The sequence below is a fragment of the Streptomyces sp. bgisy027 genome, from assembly GCF_057710365.1.
The window spans coordinates 164,797-183,612 of record NZ_JBYIVZ010000015.1 but is presented as its reverse complement, the minus strand read 5'-3'; the positions used below and the strand labels follow the sequence as shown (position 1 = coordinate 183,612).

Here is an 18,816-nt window from a genome sequence, read left to right as displayed (position 1 = left end):
CACTTCTCCCACCACATGCGAAGGGCGCCCGGCGATCTACCGCCGGGCGCCCTTCGCCATACCGGCGTGGGCCGGTCAGGGTCCGCGAACAGCTCTGCGGCACTCTCCACGGTCAGGGAGCGGTCGAACCAGACTCCCGGCAACTCCAGCTCGACGCAGGCCATAACCCGCTCCCGGACGGCGTCGGAGACCTCGATACCGCGCACTTCCGGAACCTGAAGAATGTCCTCGACCTTGCCTTCCGCCTTGCCTTCCGCCTTGCCCTTGCCCTTGGCCTTGGCCTTGCCCTTGCCCTTCGCCTCACCGTCGGAGCGGACCTGAATCCACGTCTCCTCCATCACGCTGCCGAGGCCGGGAAAGTGCGGGGTGTACACGGCCATCAGTCTCCTCCGGCGATCGCGAGCCGGACCATGAACACGTCAAGGGCCCCGGCGCCACTTGGTACGGCGACCGGCCTCCGCGCCACTTGGTACGGCGACCGGCCTCCGCGCCACTTGGTACGGCGACCGGCCTCCGCGCCGCTTGGTTCGGCGACCGGCCTCCGCGCCACTGGGCACGTCGGCCGGCCTCAGCACGCCGGTCGTCACCGGCTCAGCTTCTGGAACCTCCGTACCGCCAGCGGCAGGAAGATCGCCGTGAGGATCACCGGCCACACCCCGGCCATCAGCAGCGCATGCTGCTCGACCCAGGAGTCCCCGCCCCCGGCCCGTGCCCCGAACAGGTCGCGGGCGGCCGCGGCGGTGGACGAGACGGGGTTCCAGGCCGCCACCCAGCCGAGCCAGTCGGGCATCAGCTGCGGCGCGACGAAGATGCTGGAGATCATCGTCAGCGGGAAGGCCACGGCGAACAGGCCGCCCGCCGCCTCCGGGTTCGGCACCAGCAGGCCCAGCCACACCCCGATCCAGATCAGCGCGAACCGCAGCCACAGCAGCAGCCCGAACGCACCGAGGAAGCCGAATCCGCCGTCCGGGCGCCAGCCCATCGCGAAGGCGGTCAGCATCATGATCGCCAGCTCCGCGCAGGCGATGATCAGATCCGTCACCCCGCGCCCGGCGACCACCGCGGAGGAGGACATCGGCATCGAGCGGAAACGGTCGATGACGCCCTTGGTCGAGTCGTAGACGACGACCGTCGCGGTGTTGATGAAGCCGAAGGCCATGGTCATCACGAACATGCCCGGCATCAGGAAGTCTATGTAGTCCCCGCCGCCCGGCACCTTCATCGCGCTGCCGAAGACATAGCCGTAGAGGAGGACGGACAGGATCGGGAAGCCCAGCTGCCAGGCGATGTTGACCGGCTGACGCTGATAGTGGGTCAGGCCGCGCCGGACGATGTTCCACACGTCGGCCAGGGCCCAGTACGTGCGGCCGCGGGTGGCCGGGACGGTCAGGTCGACGGCGGTCATACGACAGCCTCCTTCTCGGTGTTGGCGGCCTGCCCGGCCTTGCCGGCACTCCCGGCACTCCCGAGCTCCCCCGCCCCGTCCGCCTTCTCGGCGCGGTGCCCGGTCAGCCGCAGGAACACGTCGTCGAGGCTCGGCCTGCGCAGCCCGATGTCCTCGACCTGGACGCCCTCGTCCTGAAGGGTGCGGGCGACCTCCGTCAGGGCGGACACCCGGTCGATGACGGGCGCGTGCACCCGCAACTCGCCCTCCTCCGTCTCGGGTTCGCCGTCCGAGACCCGGGCGATCACCTTCGCCGCCCGCGGGATGTCGGACCGCTCCGCGACCACGACCTCGACACGGTCGCCGCCGACGAGGTTCTTCAGCCCGTCCGGGGTGTCGTCGGCGATGCCCCGCCCCTGGTCGATGACGGTGATACGGGAGGCCAGCTTGTCGGCCTCCTCCAGGTACTGGGTGGTCAGCAGCACGGTCGTGCCGCTCGCCACCAGCGCCCGTACGGAATCCCAGACCTCACCGCGGCTGCGCGGGTCGAGCCCGGTCGTCGGCTCGTCCAGGAAGAGCACGGCCGGCGCGAGGATCATCGAGGCGGCGAGGTCGAGGCGGCGCCGCATGCCGCCGCTGTAGCCGCCGACGCCCTTGTCGGCGGCGTCGGTCAGGTCGAACTGGTCCAGCAGCTCGGTGGCGCGCGACTTGGCCCGCCTGCCGCCCAGATGGAAGAGCCGGCCGAACATCTCCAGGTTCTGCCGGCCGGTGAGCACCTCGTCCACGGCGGCGTACTGCCCGGTGAGCCCGATGCGTGCCCGTACCTCGCGCGGCTGCCGGGCCACGTCGAGCCCGGCCACCCTCGCCCGGCCGCCGTCCAGCCTGACCAGCGTGGACAGGATGCGTACGGCGGTGGTCTTGCCGGCGCCGTTCGGGCCGAGCAGGCCGTGCACCGTGCCCTCGCGGACGGCCAGGCCGAAGCCGTCGAGGGCGCGCTTGTCGCCGTAACGCTTCTCCAACCCCTCGGCCAGTACCGCGTATCCGTCGTCGTGCCCGTGGTCCATGGGTCCCCCTTTCGGTAACTGAGTACACCGTACCCGATTACGCGTACGCCGTACTCAGTTTTTCCCGGAGGACTTAAGCTGAAGTGCATGACGAGCGGCAAGGGCGGCACCAGCGGTACGGAGACCAGCGGCAGCGGCGACATCGTCCGCACGTTGGAGCTGCTGTGGGACACCGGCCGGCGGCCGAGCCGCGGGCCGAAGCCGACGCTGACGCTGGACCAGATCGTCGAGGCGGCCGTCGGGGTCGCGGACGCCGAGGGCCTGGAGTCGGTGTCGATGCGCCGGGTCGCGGCCGAACTGGGCACCGGCACGATGTCGCTGTACCGCTATCTCCCCGGCAAGGCCGAGCTGCTCGACCTGATGCTGGACCGCGTGCAGCGGCCCTCCGAGAACCCGGCCGACCTCGGCGACGGCGGCTGGCGTTCGGCGCTTGCGGCCATGGGGCGCGCGACCCTCGCCCTGTACCAGCGCCACCCCTGGCTGCTCCGGGTCAACCAGTCCCGCCCGATCCTCGGCCCGAGCGCCCTGGACGGCATGGAGAAGGTGCTCACCCGCATCAAGCCGATGGGCCTGTCCGACCCCGAGCTGGTCTCGGCGATCATCATGATCGACGGGTATGTCGTCGGGGCCGCGCGCACCCAGCTGTACCAGCGCGAGGCGGAGCGCCGGACCGGCCTGACGGACACGGAGTTCTGGGAGGCCCAGACCCCGATGCTGGAGAAGGTCCTGGCGTCCGGCCGCTTCCCCCTCATGGCGTCCCTGGACGAGAACACCTGGGGCCCCGACTTCGACCACTTCGAGTTCGGCCTGCAGCGGATCCTGGACGGCCTGGAGGTCTTCGTGACGCGCCGCGCCAACGAGACGTAGGCATCCGAGGGCACGCTCGCGCAGGGCGCCTCGTGCCCGGCGAGCCGGAGCCTGACGCGAGTGTGGTCCTCCGCCTCGACGGACACCTGCTGCCCCCAACGGGCACCCGGCCGGTGCCCGACGGCGACCGGTCGACGGCGGTCCTCCAGCGTGTACGCCGGGAGTCGACGGCGGTCCTCCAGCGTGTACGCCGGGAACCGCACCCGCCCCTGCCGAGGACCCGTCGGCGCGAGCCTGCCCACGCGCGCCCGTCACCCGTGCACGTCACCCGTGCACGTCACCTCCGCCGGAACAGCCGCCGCAGCCCCAACAGCACGACGCAGGCGGCGGCCAGGGCGACGGCGCCGATCTTGAGGTTGCTGCCGGAGGCGTCGCCGTCGTCGGCGGAGGCCGAACTGCCGCTGCCCGTGGCGGAGTCGGAGGATCCGGCGGCGCCGGGGGCGTCCTCGGCGACGACCGTGCTGCCGGCGCCCTCCATGCCGAGCATGAGCTTGGTGCCGTCGGGCGAGTAGCTGGCGGACTCGCCCTGGCCCAGCGGCACGCTGATGCGCTCCAGCCGCTTGAGCTTGCCGCCGTTCCAGTCGTAGGCGATGCCGCCGAGGTATCCGCGTACGGCGAGGGTGCGGCCGTCCGGGGAGAACGCGGCGTCGGTGGCCCACATGTCGACGGGGACGGTGGGCTTGAAGACGTTCGTGCCGGACGGGGAGAGCTCGGCCGGACCCTCGTAGAGGTGCCCGCCGTCCTCGTGCTTGTCGATGATGTAGACCCGGCCGGTCCTGGGGTGCACCACCATCGACTCGGCGTCGCGGGTGCCGTCGGTGTACTTCACGACGTACTGGGTGGCCCGGATCGTCTGGTCCTTGAGCGTCTTGGGCTCGGGCAGGCGGTAGATCCAGACGTACGGCCACTGCACACCGTCGTTGTCGCCGATGTCGCCGACGTAGAGCTGGTTGTCCGGGCCCATGGAGATCGCCTCCACGTCGCGCGGGGTGCCGACGCCCGTCATGGTGATCGTCGCGACGGTCTCGCCGGTGCTGCTGTCGACGGCGTAGAGGTAGGCGCCGGTGTCCTGGTCGTTGTGCGTCCAGTAGATGCCCGGGTGCTGACGTGAGGCGGCCAGGCCGCTGGACTCCGTGATGCGGGGGTCCTTGATCGTGAAGTCCTCGTCCCCGGGGGCGGCCGAGGCGGGCAGCGTGAAGGCACCCGTGAGCAGGACTCCGGCGAGAATGGCGAGCGGTCGGCGCATGCCCCAAGCCTGCCATCCGCTCCGGCCGTTCGGGCGGCGTGGCAGGCTTCACACCCCGCCCGCCACTACCGACAGGTAGCGATCGTCCATCATGAGCGGATGCTCAGGTTCATGCCCGTCGGCGACTCCATGACCATCGGCAGCGCCGGCGAACACACGTGGCGCTACCGCATGTGGCAGCACCTGCGCGACTCCTACGGCGGCCCCTTCGCCCTCGTCGGGCCGCGCGAGACGCTGTACGACAAGGCGGCGGACTCACCCACGTCGTACGAGTACGCCGACTGCGACCCGGCGTTCCCCCGTGCCCATCTGGCCGGCTGGGGCGAGGGCTGGCTGCACATGGCGCCGCTGATCGGCGAGGCGGTGCGCTCGTGCCGGGCCGATGTGCTGCTGGTCTCGCTGGGCCTGATCGACCTGGGCTTCTACACCAACGCCGAGCAGACGGCGGACAACGCGCGGGACTTCGTGGCCGCGGCGCGGGCGGCGAACCCGCGGGTGCGGATGGTGGTCATGCCGGTGATCCCGAACGTGCGCGCCGAGTCGGACGCGCCCTTCGCCGCCGAGGTCGCCCGCTTCAACGAACTGCTGGCGAAGACGGTCGCAGACCTGGACGAGCCCCGCTCCCCCCTGCTCCTGGCCTCCCCGCCCCCCTCGTACGACATCCACCTCGACACCTACGACGGCACCCACCCCAACGCGACCGGCGAGCACAAGATCGCCCAGGGTTTCGCGGAGGCGATGTACCAGGCATGGGACCTGGGCGAACCGTACGAGAACGACTCCGTCTGACGGCCGCCGGCGGGATCGTCGATGGCCGCGACGCATGTGAGCTTCCTCTCCGTGTCGCGGTCACTGTGCGTATCGTTGTACCGCGCGGCTGCACTCGTGCGGAGCAGCCGGGGAGGAGCGCCACGATGACCGTCCTGGAAGACAGGATCGAGATGGCCGACGACAACGCCCAGCACCTCGACCAGTGGTTCGAGCTGATTGAGCGGATGGTCCCCGAAGGATACAAAGCTGAGGTGGTCGAGGGGGCCGCCCACATGGTGCCGCAGCGGGACACGCACTGGGAGATCACTCGCCGGATCATCCACGCGCTGGAGGACAGGTTCGGCAGGGACATCAACGTGAAGACGGATGTACGCATCGACTTCCCCGGCTTCGAGAACGGCTTCTGCCCCGACGTGATGAAGCTGCGTGACGACGCGGAACGCGACCCGGAGCGCGGCTGGCGCCATGAGGACGTCGAGTTCGTCGCCGAGGTCATCTTCCGCGGGACCGGCATGAACGACTATGGCCCGAAGAAGGCCGCGTACGCGGACGCCGGGGTTCCCGTCTACCTCATCGCCGATCCCTACCAGGGCCGTTGCCACCTCTTCACCGACCCCAAGGACGGCGAGTACCGCACCGACTCCAGGTTCGACTTCGGCGAGCGGATGGATCTGACCCACACCCTCCTCGACCTCACCCTCGACACGGCCACGTTCCCCCGCGCCTAGCACTCAAGTCGCTTGCCTAGAGCGCACTCCACCTGGCTAGCGTGCACTCCATGGAGTACACGCAGCTCGGACGCACGGGACTCAAGGTCAGTCGGCTCGTCCTCGGCACCATGAACTTCGGTCCGCAGACGGACGAGGCGGACAGTCACGCGATCATGGACGCGGCGCTGGACGCCGGCATCAACTTCTTCGACACCGCCAACCGGCGATTTTGACGCCAGGTTCCGCAGCAGCGCATCGCTGACGCTCACCGCTCCTGCGGACCCCGAGCGGAAACGACGAAGCCGCCGCCTCCCACTCGCCTGGAACGCAAGCAGAAGGCGACGACTCCGACACAGACCCGCTACCTCACCATGCGAAGGCTTCGGGAGACGGTCCGGGACCGGGGAAGATCTCGTCCAGAGACGTCAGCAGTTCCTCGCTCAGCTCCATCTGTAGGGCGCGCAGCGCCGAGTCCAGTTGCTCCTGCGTGCGAGGGCCGACGATCGGGCCGGTGACGCCGGGGCGGGTCAGCAGCCAGGCCAGTGCCGCCTCACCGGGCTCAAGGCCGTGCTTGTCGAGGAGGTTCTCGTACGCCTGGATCTGCTCGCGTGTCTTGGTGTCCTTGAGCGCGTCGGCAGCGCGGCCGCTCGCCCGGCGCCCCTGTGTGGCCTCCTTCTTGAGGACGCCGCCGAGCAGTCCTCCGTGCAGCGGAGACCAGGGGATGACACCGAGGCCGTAGTCCTGCGCGGCCGGGATGACCTCCATCTCGGCGCGGCGCTCAGCGAGGTTGTAGAGGCACTGCTCGCTGACCAGGCCCATGCGGCCGTGCCGGGCGGCGGTCTCGTTGGCCTGGGCGATCTTGTAGCCGGGGAAGTTGGACGACCCCGCGTAGAGGATCTTGCCCTGCTGGACCAGGACGTCGATCGCCTGCCAGATCTCCTCGAACGGCGTCGACCGGTCGATGTGATGGAACTGGTAGATGTCGATGTAGTCGGTCTGCAGCCGCTTGAGGGAGGCGTCGACGGCCCGTCGGATGTTCACCGCGGAGAGCTTGTCGTGGTTGGGCCAGACGTCCCCGTCGCCCGCCATGTTCCCGTACACCTTGGTGGCGAGGACGACCTTGTCGCGCCGCCCGCCACCCTGGGCGAACCAAGTTCCGATGATCTCCTCGGTGCGGCCCTTGTTCTCACCCCACCCATAGACGTTGGCCGTGTCCAGAAAGTTCAGACCCGCGTCGAGAGCGGCGTCCATGATGCCGTGGCTGGTTGACTCGTCTGTCTGCGGACCGAAGTTCATCGTGCCGAGAACGAGTCGGCTGACCTTGAGTCCGGTGCGTCCGAGCTGGATGTACTTCATGGGCCACAAGCCAACTGCTTCGAGTCCGCTCCAGGCAAGGGCATCAGGTTCCGCCGTCAGGAGTCGTCTCCGAGGTGCCGGTACAGCGTGGCCCGGGAGACGCCCAGAGCCTTGGCGATGGCACTGACGCTCTCTCCCTTCGCCTTCCTGTGTCACGCATCGCGCACAAGGGGTGACGGTATGCAGTTCGGATCATGGCGTCAAAATTGATCTTTGAACACAGCCAACGTCTATGGATGGGGCGAGAACAAGGGCCGCACCGAGACGATCATCGGCAACTGGTTCGCGAAGGGCGGCGAGCGGCGCGACAAGGTCGTCCTCGCGACCAAGGTGTACGGCAACATAGCCCCGGACGGCGCCGCCGCGTGGCCCAACCACGACAAGCTGTCGGCGGTGAACATCCGCCGCGCCGTGGACGCCTCGCTCAAGCGGCTGCGGACGGACCACATCGTCGTCTACCAGTTCCACCACATCGACCGGGCCACCGGCTTCGAGGAGATCTGGCAGGCGATCGACGTCCTCGTCCAGCAGGGCAAGATCCTCTACGCGGGGTCGTCCAACTTCCCCGGCTACAAGATCGCCCAGGCCAACGAGACCGCCGCCCGGCGCGGCGGCACCATCGGCCTGGTCAGCGAGCAGTGCCTCTACAACCTCTTCGAGCGCCGCGCCGAGATGGAGGTCGTCCCGGCCGCGCAGGAGTACGGGCTGGGAGTCATTCCCTGGTCGCCGCTGCACGGCGGACTGCTCGGCGGCATGATCAAGAAGGAAGTCGAGGGCGGCCGCCGCGGCTCGGGGCGGGCCGCCGACTCGCTGGCCGACCCGGCCGTACGCGCGAAGATCCAGGCGTACGAGGACCTGCTCGACAAGCACGGCGTGGAGCCCGGCGAGGCCGCGCTGGCCTGGCTGCTCACCCGTCCGGGCGTGACGGGCCCGATCGTCGGCCCGCGCACCGCGGGGCAGCTGGAGTCCGCGCTGCGGGCGGTCGAGCTGGAGCTGGGCGACGAGCTGCTGTCCGGGCTGGACGAGATCTTCCCTGGGCCCGGGCCGTCTCCGGAGGCGTTCGCCTGGTAGGTGAGCCCGAGGCGTTCGCCCGGTGGGCGAGCGCGCGGGGGGCGAGCGCGCGGGGGGCGAGCGCGCGGGGGGCGAGCGCGCGGGGGGCGAGCGCGCGGGCGCGGCGGGGGCGCTCGGTCACTTGCCGAGGGCCGCCGCCAGCGCCACCAGCACGAACATCAGCACGAGCGCACCGGCCATGATCCGGTTCCGGGTTTTCGGGTCCACGCCTTCGAGCCTAACCGGCGCCCCCGAGCGGCCGGCGGGCGAGTGCCTCGTAGCGGGGCTGCTCGCCGGGGACGCCGGACGCCGGCAGGCTGCTGCGCATCAGCACCAGCTCGTCCGCCGTCCAGGTGCGGCCGGCAAACGCGTCGAGCGCGGTCAGGTACGGGCGTACGTCCACCGCCGACCGGCTCCTGGCCACCGTGAGGTGCGGCTTGTAGCGGCGGTGGTCACCCATCGGGACCCCGGCCCTGCGCGCCGCGGCCTCGCTGCGGTCCGCCAGCAGCCGCAGGGTCTCCAGGTCGCCCGCCACGCCCGCCCACAGCGCCCGCCCGTGCCCGAACTGCCCGCCGCCGCGCAGGGCCAGCGGGAAGGGGGCGGTGCGCCGGGCGGCCCGCTGAAGCCGCTCCGACAGCTCGGGGACGAGGTCGTCGTCGACCTCGCCGTAGAAGGCGAGGGTGAAGTGCCAGCCGGGGCGGCCGGTCCAGCGCAGCCCGTCCGCGCCGGGGAGCTTCCGCAACTCGGCGACCTCGGCGGCCAGTTCACTGGTCACGTCCTGCGGTGGCAGCACGGCGGCGAAGAGTCTCATGGCGTCCAGTCTCATCCCCGAACGCGCGTACGCCCACCCGTGACCCGGTCACCGTGCGTATCGTTGTACTGCGCGGCTGGCCGTCACCGGGCGGCAGCCGGGCAGGAGCGCCACGATGACCGTCCTTGACGACAGGATCGAGATGGCCGAGGAGAGCGGCGAGCTGACTCTGGACACCTTGTTCGAGTGCCTCGAGAAGATGCCCATCCCCGAGGGTACGAAGGTCGAGATCGTCGGGGGAAACATCTTCATGTCACCGCAGCGGCAGAACCACTGGGAAATCATCTTCGACATCGCGGAGCAGTTGCGCGCCAAGTACCCCCGCAAGCGGTTGGCATCGGACGTGCGGATCGACTTCCCCGGGCATCTGAACGGCTTCGCCTGCGACCTTGCGGCCATGGCCGAGAGGTCGGTGAAGGACAGCAAGGGCCGTTGGCGCTATCAGGACGTCGAATTCGTGGCCGAGGTCATCTCCAAGGACACCGCCGGCAACGACTACGGCCCGAAGAAGGACACCTACGCCACGGCCGAAGTGCCGGTGTACCTGATCGTGGACCCGTACACCGGCGAGTGGCATCTGCACAGCCTGCCGAAGGACGGCAAGTACCACAGCGACGTCAGCTTTTGCTTCGGCGAGGACATCAACCTGACCAGTACCCCGGTCGGCCTCACCCTCAAGACCGACGAGTTCCCCCGCGACTGACCCGGGCGCGCCCTCCTACGCCGCCGGCGCCAGTTGCTCCTCCCGCTGTTCCCGGGGGACGAAGCGTGCGTACGGATGGCCCTGGTTCCAGCCCACCGACAGGCGAAGGCCGCCAACCCGGGCCAGGGCCAGGGCGATCGTCACGGCGGCCGCGGCCGTGATCGCGCCGCCCGCCGCCAGTCCCGCCCGGACGCCGTACGCGTCCGTGATCCAGCCGGCGATCGGTGCGCCCAGCGGGGCTCCGCCCATGAACACCATCATGTACAGGGCCATCACCCGGCCCCGCATGCTCGGGTCGGTGGCCATCTGGATGCTTGAGTTGGCGGTGACGTTCACCGTCATGCCGAACATTCCGATCGGTGCCATGAGCAGGGCGAACAGCCACAGCGAGGGCGCGAACGCGGCGACGATCTCCATCGTGCCGAAGGCCACCGCGCCCGCGACCAGCACCCGCATCCGGGCCGTGCCGCGCCGGGCCGCGAGCAGGGCTCCGGCCAGCGAGCCGACCGCCATCAGCGTGTTGAAGAGGCTGTAGGAGCCGGCGCCCGCGTGGAAGACGTCGTCGGCGAAGGCGGACAGATAGACGGGGAAGTTGAAGCCGAAGGTGCTGACGAACCCGGCCAGGACGATGGTCCAGATCAGCTCCGGGCGCCCGGCGACGTACCGCAGCCCCTCCCGCAGCTGCCCCTTGCCGCGCGGCGCCCGCCGGACGGGGTACAGCTCCCGCGCCCGCATCAGCAGCAGACCGCCGATGGGCGCCACGAAGGACAGCCCGTTGGCGAGGAACGCCCAGCCCGTGCCGACCCCCGTGATCATCAGGCCGGCCACGGCGGGACCGACCAGCCGGGCCGACTGGAAGTTCGCGGAGTTCAGGCTGACCGCGTTCTGGAGCTGGTCGGGGCCGACCATCTCGGAGACGAAGGACTGCCGGGCCGGGTTGTCGAGGACGGTCGCGAGACCGACGGCGAAGGCGGCCAGGTAGACGTGCCAGACCTGGACGTGCCCGGTGAGGGTGAGGACGGCCAGCGCGATACCGGTGAGGGCCATCGCCGACTGGGTGAAGAGCAGGGTGCGGCGCTTGGGCAGCCGGTCGACGAGGACGCCGCCGTAGAGGCCGAGGAGCAGCATCGGCAGGAACTGCAGGGCCGTCGTGATGCCGACGGCCGTGGCGGAGCCGGTGAGGCTGAGGACCAGCCAGTCCTGGGCGATGCGCTGCATCCAGGTGCCGGTGTTGGAGACGACCTGGCCGAGGAAGAACAGCCGGTAGTTCCGGACCTTGAGCGAGCTGAACATCGAGGACTTGCGGGGGCCGGAGGGGGTGGTGGGTGCGGTCGGTGCGGGTGCGGAATCTGCTCCGGGTCCCGAACTCAAAAGTGTTCGCCTCCTCTTTCGAATGCGCCTTCGCCTCCGGGGCGCTTTCAGCCGGTGTCGGGAGCCCGCCCGTGCTCAGCCCTTCGGGCCTCCGCGCGCTCGGCCTCTCGACACCGGCGCGCCCCTGCGGCTCAGGCACGTGCGACGACTGCTTACAGATGCGCGAGCTTCTCCAGCACGGGGGCGGCGGCGCGCAGTTTCGCCCACTCGTCCTCGTCCAGGCCCTCGACCAGGGTGGCCAGGAAGGCGTTGCGCTTGCGGCGGCTCTCTTCGAGCATCGTCTCGGCCTGCTCCGTCTTCGTGACGACCTTCTGGCGCCGGTCCTCGGGGTGCGGCTCCAGCCGGACCAGGCCCTTGGACTCCAGCAGCGCGACGATGCGGGTCATCGACGGCGGCTGGACGTGCTCCTTGCGGGCGAGCTCACCGGGGGTGGCCTTGCCGCAGAGGGAGAGGGTGCCCAGCACCGACATCTCGGTGGGGCTCAGCGACTCGTCGACCCGCTGGTGCTTGAGCCGGCGCGACAGTCGCATCACGGCGGAGCGCAGGGAGTTCACGGCGGCACCGTCGTCGCCATGGGTAAGGTCCGACATGTTCTTTAGAGTAACTCATTACCCTGACTAAAGACCACTCGGTACGGTGTCACTCATCCGGGTGATCCAGTGGCGGAACGTGACACACCGGACCGGCGTGTGCCGCGACCCTCGTGTCCATGGGGACCAGCGTGCTCAGCCTGCGGATAGACCACGAGCTGCTCGAGCGACTCAAGGAGCATGCGGCGAAAAGAGGAATGAGCGTCCAGGACTATGTGGTCCGGACGCTCATCCGTGATGACTTCGACGAGCGGTTCCAGTCCGCCGTCGACGAGACCGAGAAGTTCTACGGCCTCACCTGAGCCCTGCTACGTCAGGCCCAGCGCCGGCATCAGGTAGTAGAAGGTGAAGACGGCGGCGACGACGTACATCGCCACCGGCACCTCCCTGCCCCGCCCGGCGGCCAGGCGCAGCACCGCGAAGGTGATGAAGCCCATGCCGATGCCGTTGGTGATCGAGTAGGTGAACGGCATCATCACCATCGTCACGAAGGCCGGGATCGAGAGCGTGTAGTCGGCCCAGTCGATCTCCTTGACGGAGTTCGCCAGGATCAGGAACCCGACCGCGAGCAGCGCGGGGGTGGCCGCCTGGGACGGGACCATGGTGGCGACCGGCGTGAGGAACAGCGCCACCGCGAACAGGGATCCGGTGACGACGTTCGCGAATCCGGTACGGGCGCCCTCGCCGACGCCGGCCGTGGACTCCACGAAGGCCGTGGTGGCCGAGGAGGAGCTGGCACCGCCCGCGGCGACGGCGACACCGTCGACGAACAGGACCTTGTTGATGCCCGGCATCTGCCCCTGGGCGTCGGTCAGCTTCGCCTCGTCGCTGACGCCCATGATCGTGCCCATGGCGTCGAAGAAGCAGGACAGCAGGACGGTGAAGACGAACAGCACGCCGGTCAGCGCGCCGACCTTGCCGAAGCCGCCGAACAGGCTGACCTGACCGATCAGACCGAAGTCGGGGCTGTCGAAGGGGTTGCCGGGCCACTTCGGGGTCGTCAGACCCCAGGACGGCACGTTCGCGACGGCCTCGATGACGACGGCCAGCACGGTCATCGCGACGATCGAGATGAGGATCGCGCCGGGGACCTTGCGCACGATCAGCGCGAGGGTGAGCAGCGCGCCGAGGATGAAGACGAGCACCGGCCAGCCGTTGAGGTGACCGTCGGCGCCGAGCTGCAGCGGGACCGTGGTGTGGGCGGCGTCCGGGATGCGCGAGACGAAGCCGGAGTCGACGAGGCCGATCAGCATGATGAACAGGCCGATACCGATGGAGATGGCCTTGCGCAGGCTGTAGGGCACGGCGTTCATGACGCGCTCGCGCAGACCGGTGGCGACCAGCAGCATGACCACGAAGCCGGCCAGGACCACCATGCCCATGGCGTCCGGCCACGACATCCGGGGCGCGAGCTGGAGCGCGACGACCGAGTTGACGCCCAGACCGGCCGCGAGCGCGATCGGCACATTGCCGATGACGCCCATCAGCAGCGTGGTGAAGGCGGCCGTCAGGGCGGTCGCGGTGACCAGCTGGCCGTTGTCCAGCTGATGGCCGTACATGTCCTTCGCGCTGCCGAGGATGATCGGGTTCAGCACGATGATGTACGCCATCGCGAAGAAGGTGGCGAAACCGCCGCGGACCTCACGGGACAGCGTGCTGCCACGCTCGGAGATCTTGAAGTAGCGGTCGAGTGCGCCGTAGGTGGGCCCGGCTCCCGGCTGTTCAGGGGTGGGGGCCTTGGCAGGAGCCGAGGTGGGCATGCTTTTGGTGTTTCCTACGAAGAGAAGTGGTCAGACACAAACCGTTTCAGTATGAACATATAAAGCCTCGAACGGCTATCTCCGCGCGTAGATCTGATCGCCTCGTAAGCTGTCCCCCATGGCCGGATTTTTCACGGGACCCATCAAGCACGAGGCGCCGGAGCCCCTGGAGGGGCCGGTGGTCCCCACCATCGTCGGCGGCACGATCATCTGGTTCGTCCTCTTCCTCGTGCAGCTCCCCTTCTACGGCTGGTTCGACGACCACGGCCACACCTGGTGGGTGTGGACCTGCCTGGCCGGCGGCGGACTCGGACTGATCGGCATCTGGTACGTCCGCCGGCGCGACGCGGCTCTCAAGCGCGCCGCCGCCGCTCCCGCCGAGCCCAGGGAAACGACCGGCGAACCCCAGTCGTCCTGAGGTACCCCGCCCTACAACCAGGGCACGACACCCCGTCCTCCCCAAGTCGGAACTTCCGCGCACTCGGCGGGTGAAGGCGTAAGTCCGCACGTACCGTCGAATGCATGACGCATGCCGACGCGGGCACCGAAGTGGGCGACCCCGTGGAACCTGCCGCCGTCCAGGTGGCGTCGGGCGGGCTGACCGCCGCAGAAGTGGCCGAGCGGGTGGCGCGGGGGGAGATCAACGACCTGCCCGTGCGTTCCAGCCGCTCGATGGCCGAGATCGTCCGCGCCAACGTCTTCACCCGGTTCAACGCGATCATCGGCGTGCTCTGGCTGATCATGCTGTTCGTCGCGCCGATCCAGGACAGCCTGTTCGGCTTCGTGATCCTCGCCAACACCGGCATCGGGATCGTCCAGGAGTGGCGGGCGAAGAAGACCCTCGACTCCCTCGCGGTGATCGGCGAGGCCCGGCCCACCGTGCGGCGGGACGGCGTCGCCGCCCAGGTCGCCACCTCGGACATCGTGCTGGACGACCTGATCGAGATCGGGCCCGGCGACAAGGCCGTGGTGGACGGTGTGTGCGTGGAGACCGACGGACTGGAGATCGACGAGTCGCTGCTGACCGGCGAGGCCGACCCGGTCGTCAAACAGCCCGGCGACCCGGTCCTCTCGGGCAGCTTCGTCGTCGCGGGCGGCGGCGCCTTCCAGGCCACCAAGGTCGGCCGCGAGGCCTACGCCGCCCAGCTCGCCGAGGAGGCGTCCCGCTTCACCCTCGTCTCCTCCGAACTGCGCTCCGGCATCTCCACCATCCTCAAGTACGTGACGTGGATGATGGTCCCGGCCGCGATCGGCCTGATCATCACTCAGCTCGTGGTGAAGAACAAGGACCTCGACGACTCCATCGCCCGGACCGTCGGCGGCATCGTGCCCATGGTCCCCGAGGGGCTGGTGCTGCTCACCTCCGTGGCCTTCGCGATCGGCGTCATCCGCCTCGGCCGCCGGCAGTGCCTCGTCCAGGAGCTGCCCGCCATCGAGGGCCTCGCCCGCGTCGACACCGTCTGCCTGGACAAGACCGGCACCCTCACCGAGGGCGGCATGGACGTCACCGAGCTGCGCCCCCTGAACGGCAGCGACGAGGCGTACGTCGGCAAGGTGCTCGGCGCCCTCGGCGAGGCCGACCCCCGCCCGAACGCCTCCCTGAAGGCCATCATCGACGCCTACCCGGACGCCGAGGACTGGCGCTGCACCGAGTCGCTGCCCTTCTCCTCCGCCCGCAAGTACAGCGGCGCCACGTTCAGCGGGGGCGACGGCGAGGCCGGCACGTGGCTGCTCGGCGCCCCCGATGTGCTGCTGCCCGCCGACGACCCGGCCCTGGCCGAAATCGATCGCCTCAACGAGCAGGGGCTGCGGGTGCTGCTGCTGGCCCGGGCCCGCCGCGACCTCGGCGACCCCGAGGTGGCCGACGGAGCGAGGCCCACCGCCCTCGTCGTACTCGAACAGCGGCTGCGGCCGGACGCCGCCGACACCCTTCGCTACTTCGCGGACCAGGACGTCCGGGCCAAGGTGATCTCCGGGGACAACGCGGTGTCCGTGGGGGCGGTGGCGAGCAAGCTCGGCCTGACCGGTAGGACCGTCGACGCCCGCACGCTGCCCCGCGACAAGGACGCGATGGCGACGGCCCTGGACGAGGGCACCGTGTTCGGGCGGGTCACCCCGCAGCAGAAGCAGGACATGGTGGGCGCGCTCCAGTCCCACGGGCACACCGTCGCCATGACCGGCGACGGCGTGAACGACGTCCTCGCCCTGAAGGACGCCGACATCGGCGTGGCCATGGGCTCGGGGTCGGAGGCGACCCGGGCCGTCGCGCAGATCGTGCTGCTGAACAACAGCTTCGCGACGCTGCCGTCGGTGGTGGCCGAGGGCCGCCGGGTCATCGGCAACATCACCCGCGTGGCGACGCTGTTCCTGGTCAAGACGGTCTACTCGGTGCTGCTGGCCCTGATGGTGGTGTTCTGGCAGGTGGAGTACCCGTTCCTGCCGCGCCATCTGACGCTGCTGTCCACCCTCACCATCGGCGTCCCCGCGTTCTTCCTGGCTCTCGCGCCCAACAAGGAACGCGCACGGCCCCACTTCGTACGGCGGGTCATGCGGTACTCGATCCCGGGTGGGGTGGTGGCCGCGGTGGCGACCTTCGGGACGTATCTGATCGCCCGGCACTACTACACGGGCGAGGGCTCGCTGGACGCCGAGACGAGCGTCGCCACGCTGACGCTCTTCCTGATCTCGATGTGGGTGCTGGCCATCATCGCCCGGCCCTACACCTGGTGGCGCACGGCCCTGGTGGCCGCGATGGGGTTCGGGTTCCTGCTGGTGCTGGTGGTGCCCTGGCTTCAGGAGTTCTTCGCGCTGAAGCTGGTCGGGGTGACCATGCCGTGGATCGCGGTGGGGATCTCGGCGGGGGCGGCGGTCGTCCTGGAGTTCGCGTGGCGCTGGGTCGATCGCCGGCCCGCTGCGCCGGGCTCCGGCAGGTGAAGCACCGCGGGTCGCTGCGCGTCCGCTGTGGCTGGTCGCGCAGTTCCCCGCACCCCTGGGGGTTGTCCTACCGGACGTCTACGAAGTCGCCCTTCGCACTGACCGACGGAGTCGTCGTGGTGCCGGCGAAGGTGAAGCGGAAGTAGCCGTCCCGGGTGGCGGTGACGGTGGTCTTGAGGTTGCCGGCCGCATGGGTCTTCACGGTCTTGACCGTGGTGTAGGTGCTGCTGCCCTTCTTGCGGAACTGCAGCTTCACCGACTGGTTGGTGTAGCCGTGGTACTTGGAGTCATCCCAGTTGGCCCGGGAGAGCTTGCCGGTGACGGTGATGGTCTTGCCCTTCTTGACCGGCTCCGGCGAGGCGTTGACCGTCAGCTTCGAGAAGCGCTGCATCAGCGTGCTGCCCAGGCCGCTCCGGCCCTTGTAGCCGACCTTGGTGATGTCGAAGGTCTCGCCCGCCGGGTCCTGGCCGTTGAACGCGGTGGCCTCGGCGGCGGCCCGCCAGGTACCGGCGTCGGTGTTGCGCAGCTCGTGGTCGCCCGGGTAGACGTCGATGGTGCCCTTGCAGGTGGCGGTGGTCGCGTTCGTCGCGGTGCACTTGGCCGGCTTGTTGCCGTAGAGCATGTTCTCCGGCGCGGTGTAGGAACCCCGGTAGATGATCGGGTCGGTGACGAAGTCGCGGTCGGTGATGTCGACCTCCGCGCCGTGGGTCAGCGTGTAGGTGACCGTGGTGGCGACGTGTTTGGTCGTGCCGGCCTTGACCGCCTTGGCGATCTTGAAGTTGGAGAAGGAGACGTTCAGGGCGTACGGCTTGCCCGCGGCCCTGGCGGACGCGGCCTGACGCACCTTCGCGACGTCCGCGCGGGAGGCGCCGGAGTCGTCGGCCTGGGCGGCCGGGACGGCGAGGACGGAGAGGGCCAGTGCGCCGGAGACGGCGGCCACGGTGGCTCTGATGCGCATGCGTTCCCCTGGTACGGAAAGGGGCCCCGCTGGTCACGTCGGGGCCCGGTGATCGTGAGGCCTGTTGACCCGTGTGATCAGATACGCGACCGGGGTTGGCGGTTGTCTCGCCGGCAGGGAATCTTCGTGACCTTCGTCACGAACCCCCGGACGGCTCCCGGGAGTTCGTGACGCACGGCCTGGCGTACGGACTACTGCACGTCGACGAAGTCACCCGTGGCGTTGACCGCCGGGGTGGTCGTGGTGCCCGCGAAGCTGTAGCGGAAGTAGCCGTCGGTGGAGGCGGTGACGGTCGTCTTCAGCTCGCCCGTCGAGTTCGACTTGATGGTCTTCAGGGTGGTGTAGGTGCTGCTGCCCTTCTTGCGGAACTGCAGCTTCACCGACTGGTTGGTGTAGCCGTGGTACTTGAAGTCATCCCAGTTGGCCCTGGAGAGCTTGCCGGTGACGGTGATGGTCTTGCCCTTCTTCACCGGCTCCGGCGAGGCGTTGACCGTCAGCTTCGAGTAGCGCTGGACCTTGTGGGTCGCGTGGAGGTCGTTCCAGTAGATGCTGCCGTCGCCCGCGAGCGCGCCGGCGGTCACGTGCCAGGTGCCGGCCAGGGCGTTCATGTACAGGTCGGTGCCCGGCGCGGCCGTGATGGTGAGTTTGCAGGTCGACGTGGTGGCGCTGGAGGCGGTGCAGGTGGCGGCCTCCTCGTTCGGCATCAGCAGGCCGTCGATGTCGGTCTCGACGTCGGTGCCGTGCCACAGGTCGACGTAGGCGTCCTGGATGCCGGTGGCGTGGCTGGCGGTCACCGACACCGTGAAGGTCTTGGCGTACGTGGTGCCGACGGCCACGGCCTTGCCGGAGTTGACCGTCACCTTGGACACGACGGGCAGTGCCTCGGCAGCGGCGGCCGCGCTGAAGGCCGACCGGTTCTGGGAGCTGCCGAAACGCTCGGCGGCGCTCGTCCTGTGCGCGCTCACGTCGCTGTCATTGCCGGCCTGGGCGACCGGAACGGCCAGGGCGGAGAGGGCCAGGGCGCCGGAGACGGCGGCCACGGTGGCTCGAATGCGCATGCGTTTCTCCAGGAGGAGAAGGGGGCCCGGCCGCGTTCGTTCCGTGCGGTTCGTCGCCGATCGGGCCCAAATGATCGTGGAGCCAGTTGGCTCGGATGATCAGATCGGCGATGGCGACGAAAGGTTGTACGGGATGTGAAGAAAATATGTACGGGCCCTTCGGTCAGGGCCCGTACCCCTCCG

General features: G+C 69.4%; 18 protein-coding genes and 3 pseudogenes. 9 read left to right on the top strand and 12 right to left on the bottom strand.

The window, feature by feature from the left end; genetic code table 11:
• The 3 genes and pseudogenes from AC3ETA_RS17995 to AC3ETA_RS17985 all read right to left on the bottom strand — a co-directional run.
• Positions 1 to 380: pseudogene (locus AC3ETA_RS17995) on the bottom strand (hypothetical protein); the annotation flags it as partial.
• 203 nt (positions 381 to 583) lie between these two features.
• Entirely contained in the window at positions 584 to 1,405 is an 822-nt protein-coding gene (locus tag AC3ETA_RS17990) for an ABC transporter permease (protein ID WP_432193901.1), read from the bottom strand.
• Positions 1,402 to 2,448 carry an ATP-binding cassette domain-containing protein gene (locus AC3ETA_RS17985; RefSeq protein WP_432193900.1) on the bottom strand — a complete coding sequence of 349 codons (1,047 nt, stop codon included), beginning with the start codon at positions 2,446 to 2,448 and terminating at the stop codon, positions 1,402 to 1,404. Before AC3ETA_RS17985 ends, AC3ETA_RS17990 begins: the two co-directional genes overlap by 4 nt.
• A gap of 87 nt (positions 2,449 to 2,535) precedes the next feature.
• Here AC3ETA_RS17985 and AC3ETA_RS17980 point away from each other — a divergent pair, with 87 nt between their 5' ends.
• Positions 2,536 to 3,315, top strand: coding sequence for a TetR/AcrR family transcriptional regulator (locus AC3ETA_RS17980; RefSeq protein WP_432193899.1), 780 nt, complete (start codon positions 2,536 to 2,538; stop codon positions 3,313 to 3,315).
• A gap of 277 nt (positions 3,316 to 3,592) precedes the next feature.
• Here AC3ETA_RS17980 and AC3ETA_RS17975 read toward each other — a convergent pair whose 3' ends face one another.
• Positions 3,593 to 4,561, bottom strand: a complete 969-nt coding sequence (locus tag AC3ETA_RS17975) for a WD40 repeat domain-containing protein (RefSeq protein ID WP_432193898.1) — start codon at positions 4,559 to 4,561, stop codon at positions 3,593 to 3,595.
• A gap of 99 nt (positions 4,562 to 4,660) precedes the next feature.
• Here AC3ETA_RS17975 and AC3ETA_RS17970 point away from each other — a divergent pair, with 99 nt between their 5' ends.
• The 3 genes and pseudogenes from AC3ETA_RS17970 to AC3ETA_RS17960 all read left to right on the top strand — a co-directional run.
• Entirely contained in the window at positions 4,661 to 5,350 is a 690-nt protein-coding gene (locus AC3ETA_RS17970; protein WP_432193897.1) for an SGNH/GDSL hydrolase family protein, read from the top strand.
• Between the two features lie 125 nt (positions 5,351 to 5,475).
• On the top strand, positions 5,476 to 6,060 hold the full coding sequence (locus tag AC3ETA_RS17965) for a Uma2 family endonuclease (RefSeq protein ID WP_432193896.1): 585 nt from the start codon (positions 5,476 to 5,478) through the stop codon (positions 6,058 to 6,060).
• A gap of 50 nt (positions 6,061 to 6,110) precedes the next feature.
• Positions 6,111 to 6,263: pseudogene (locus tag AC3ETA_RS17960) on the top strand (aldo/keto reductase); the annotation flags it as partial.
• Between the two features lie 145 nt (positions 6,264 to 6,408).
• Here the strand turns inward: AC3ETA_RS17960 and AC3ETA_RS17955 are convergent.
• Together AC3ETA_RS17955 and AC3ETA_RS17950 are read right to left on the bottom strand one after the other, a co-directional pair.
• Entirely contained in the window at positions 6,409 to 7,398 is a 990-nt protein-coding gene (locus AC3ETA_RS17955) for an aldo/keto reductase (protein WP_432193895.1), read from the bottom strand.
• A 56-nt stretch (positions 7,399 to 7,454) separates the two neighbouring features.
• Positions 7,455 to 7,535 (bottom strand): annotated as a pseudogene (locus AC3ETA_RS17950) (helix-turn-helix domain-containing protein); the annotation flags it as partial.
• Between the two features lie 76 nt (positions 7,536 to 7,611).
• On the opposite strand from AC3ETA_RS17950, the gene AC3ETA_RS17945 reads away from it, so the two are divergent.
• Positions 7,612 to 8,469 carry an aldo/keto reductase gene (locus AC3ETA_RS17945; protein WP_432193894.1) on the top strand — a complete coding sequence of 286 codons (858 nt, stop codon included), beginning with the start codon at positions 7,612 to 7,614 and terminating at the stop codon, positions 8,467 to 8,469.
• Between the two features lie 217 nt (positions 8,470 to 8,686).
• On the opposite strand, the gene thpR is transcribed toward AC3ETA_RS17945, so the two are convergent.
• Positions 8,687 to 9,259 (bottom strand): RNA 2',3'-cyclic phosphodiesterase, encoded by a 573-nt coding sequence (gene thpR / locus AC3ETA_RS17940; protein ID WP_432193893.1) that lies wholly within the window; start codon positions 9,257 to 9,259, stop codon positions 8,687 to 8,689.
• A 115-nt stretch (positions 9,260 to 9,374) separates the two neighbouring features.
• On the opposite strand from thpR, the gene AC3ETA_RS17935 reads away from it, so the two are divergent.
• Entirely contained in the window at positions 9,375 to 9,962 is a 588-nt protein-coding gene (locus AC3ETA_RS17935) for a Uma2 family endonuclease (protein WP_432193892.1), read from the top strand.
• Between the two features lie 15 nt (positions 9,963 to 9,977).
• Here the strand turns inward: AC3ETA_RS17935 and AC3ETA_RS17930 are convergent, their stop codons facing one another.
• On the bottom strand, positions 9,978 to 11,333 hold the full coding sequence (locus AC3ETA_RS17930; protein ID WP_432193891.1) for an MFS transporter: 1,356 nt from the start codon (positions 11,331 to 11,333) through the stop codon (positions 9,978 to 9,980).
• A 152-nt stretch (positions 11,334 to 11,485) separates the two neighbouring features.
• Positions 11,486 to 11,923 carry a MarR family winged helix-turn-helix transcriptional regulator gene (locus tag AC3ETA_RS17925; RefSeq protein WP_432193890.1) on the bottom strand — a complete coding sequence of 146 codons (438 nt, stop codon included), beginning with the start codon at positions 11,921 to 11,923 and terminating at the stop codon, positions 11,486 to 11,488.
• Between the two features lie 119 nt (positions 11,924 to 12,042).
• Here AC3ETA_RS17925 and AC3ETA_RS17920 point away from each other — a divergent pair, with 119 nt between their 5' ends.
• Positions 12,043 to 12,225, top strand: coding sequence for a ribbon-helix-helix protein, CopG family (locus tag AC3ETA_RS17920; protein ID WP_432193889.1), 183 nt, complete (start codon positions 12,043 to 12,045; stop codon positions 12,223 to 12,225).
• Positions 12,226 to 12,231: 6 nt separating this feature from the next.
• Here the strand turns inward: AC3ETA_RS17920 and AC3ETA_RS17915 are convergent, their stop codons facing one another.
• Positions 12,232 to 13,683 (bottom strand): NCS2 family permease, encoded by a 1,452-nt coding sequence (locus AC3ETA_RS17915; RefSeq protein ID WP_432193888.1) that lies wholly within the window; start codon positions 13,681 to 13,683, stop codon positions 12,232 to 12,234.
• A gap of 118 nt (positions 13,684 to 13,801) precedes the next feature.
• Here AC3ETA_RS17915 and AC3ETA_RS17910 point away from each other — a divergent pair, with 118 nt between their 5' ends.
• Both AC3ETA_RS17910 and AC3ETA_RS17905 read left to right on the top strand, forming a co-directional pair.
• Positions 13,802 to 14,101, top strand: a complete 300-nt coding sequence (locus AC3ETA_RS17910; protein WP_432193887.1) for a DUF2530 domain-containing protein — start codon at positions 13,802 to 13,804, stop codon at positions 14,099 to 14,101.
• A gap of 104 nt (positions 14,102 to 14,205) precedes the next feature.
• Positions 14,206 to 16,617, top strand: a complete 2,412-nt coding sequence (locus tag AC3ETA_RS17905) for a cation-translocating P-type ATPase (RefSeq protein ID WP_432193886.1) — start codon at positions 14,206 to 14,208, stop codon at positions 16,615 to 16,617.
• A gap of 67 nt (positions 16,618 to 16,684) precedes the next feature.
• Here the strand turns inward: AC3ETA_RS17905 and AC3ETA_RS17900 are convergent, their stop codons facing one another.
• Both AC3ETA_RS17900 and AC3ETA_RS17895 read right to left on the bottom strand, forming a co-directional pair.
• The gene (locus AC3ETA_RS17900; protein ID WP_432193885.1) at positions 16,685 to 17,575 is read right to left on the bottom strand and encodes a hypothetical protein; all 891 of its coding nucleotides are present in this window, start codon (positions 17,573 to 17,575) and stop codon (positions 16,685 to 16,687) included.
• Between the two features lie 191 nt (positions 17,576 to 17,766).
• Positions 17,767 to 18,633: a DUF5707 domain-containing protein gene (locus AC3ETA_RS17895; protein ID WP_432193884.1), complete on the bottom strand. Its 867-nt coding sequence runs from the start codon at positions 18,631 to 18,633 to the stop codon at positions 17,767 to 17,769.
• Between the last annotated feature and the right edge of the window lie 183 nt (positions 18,634 to 18,816).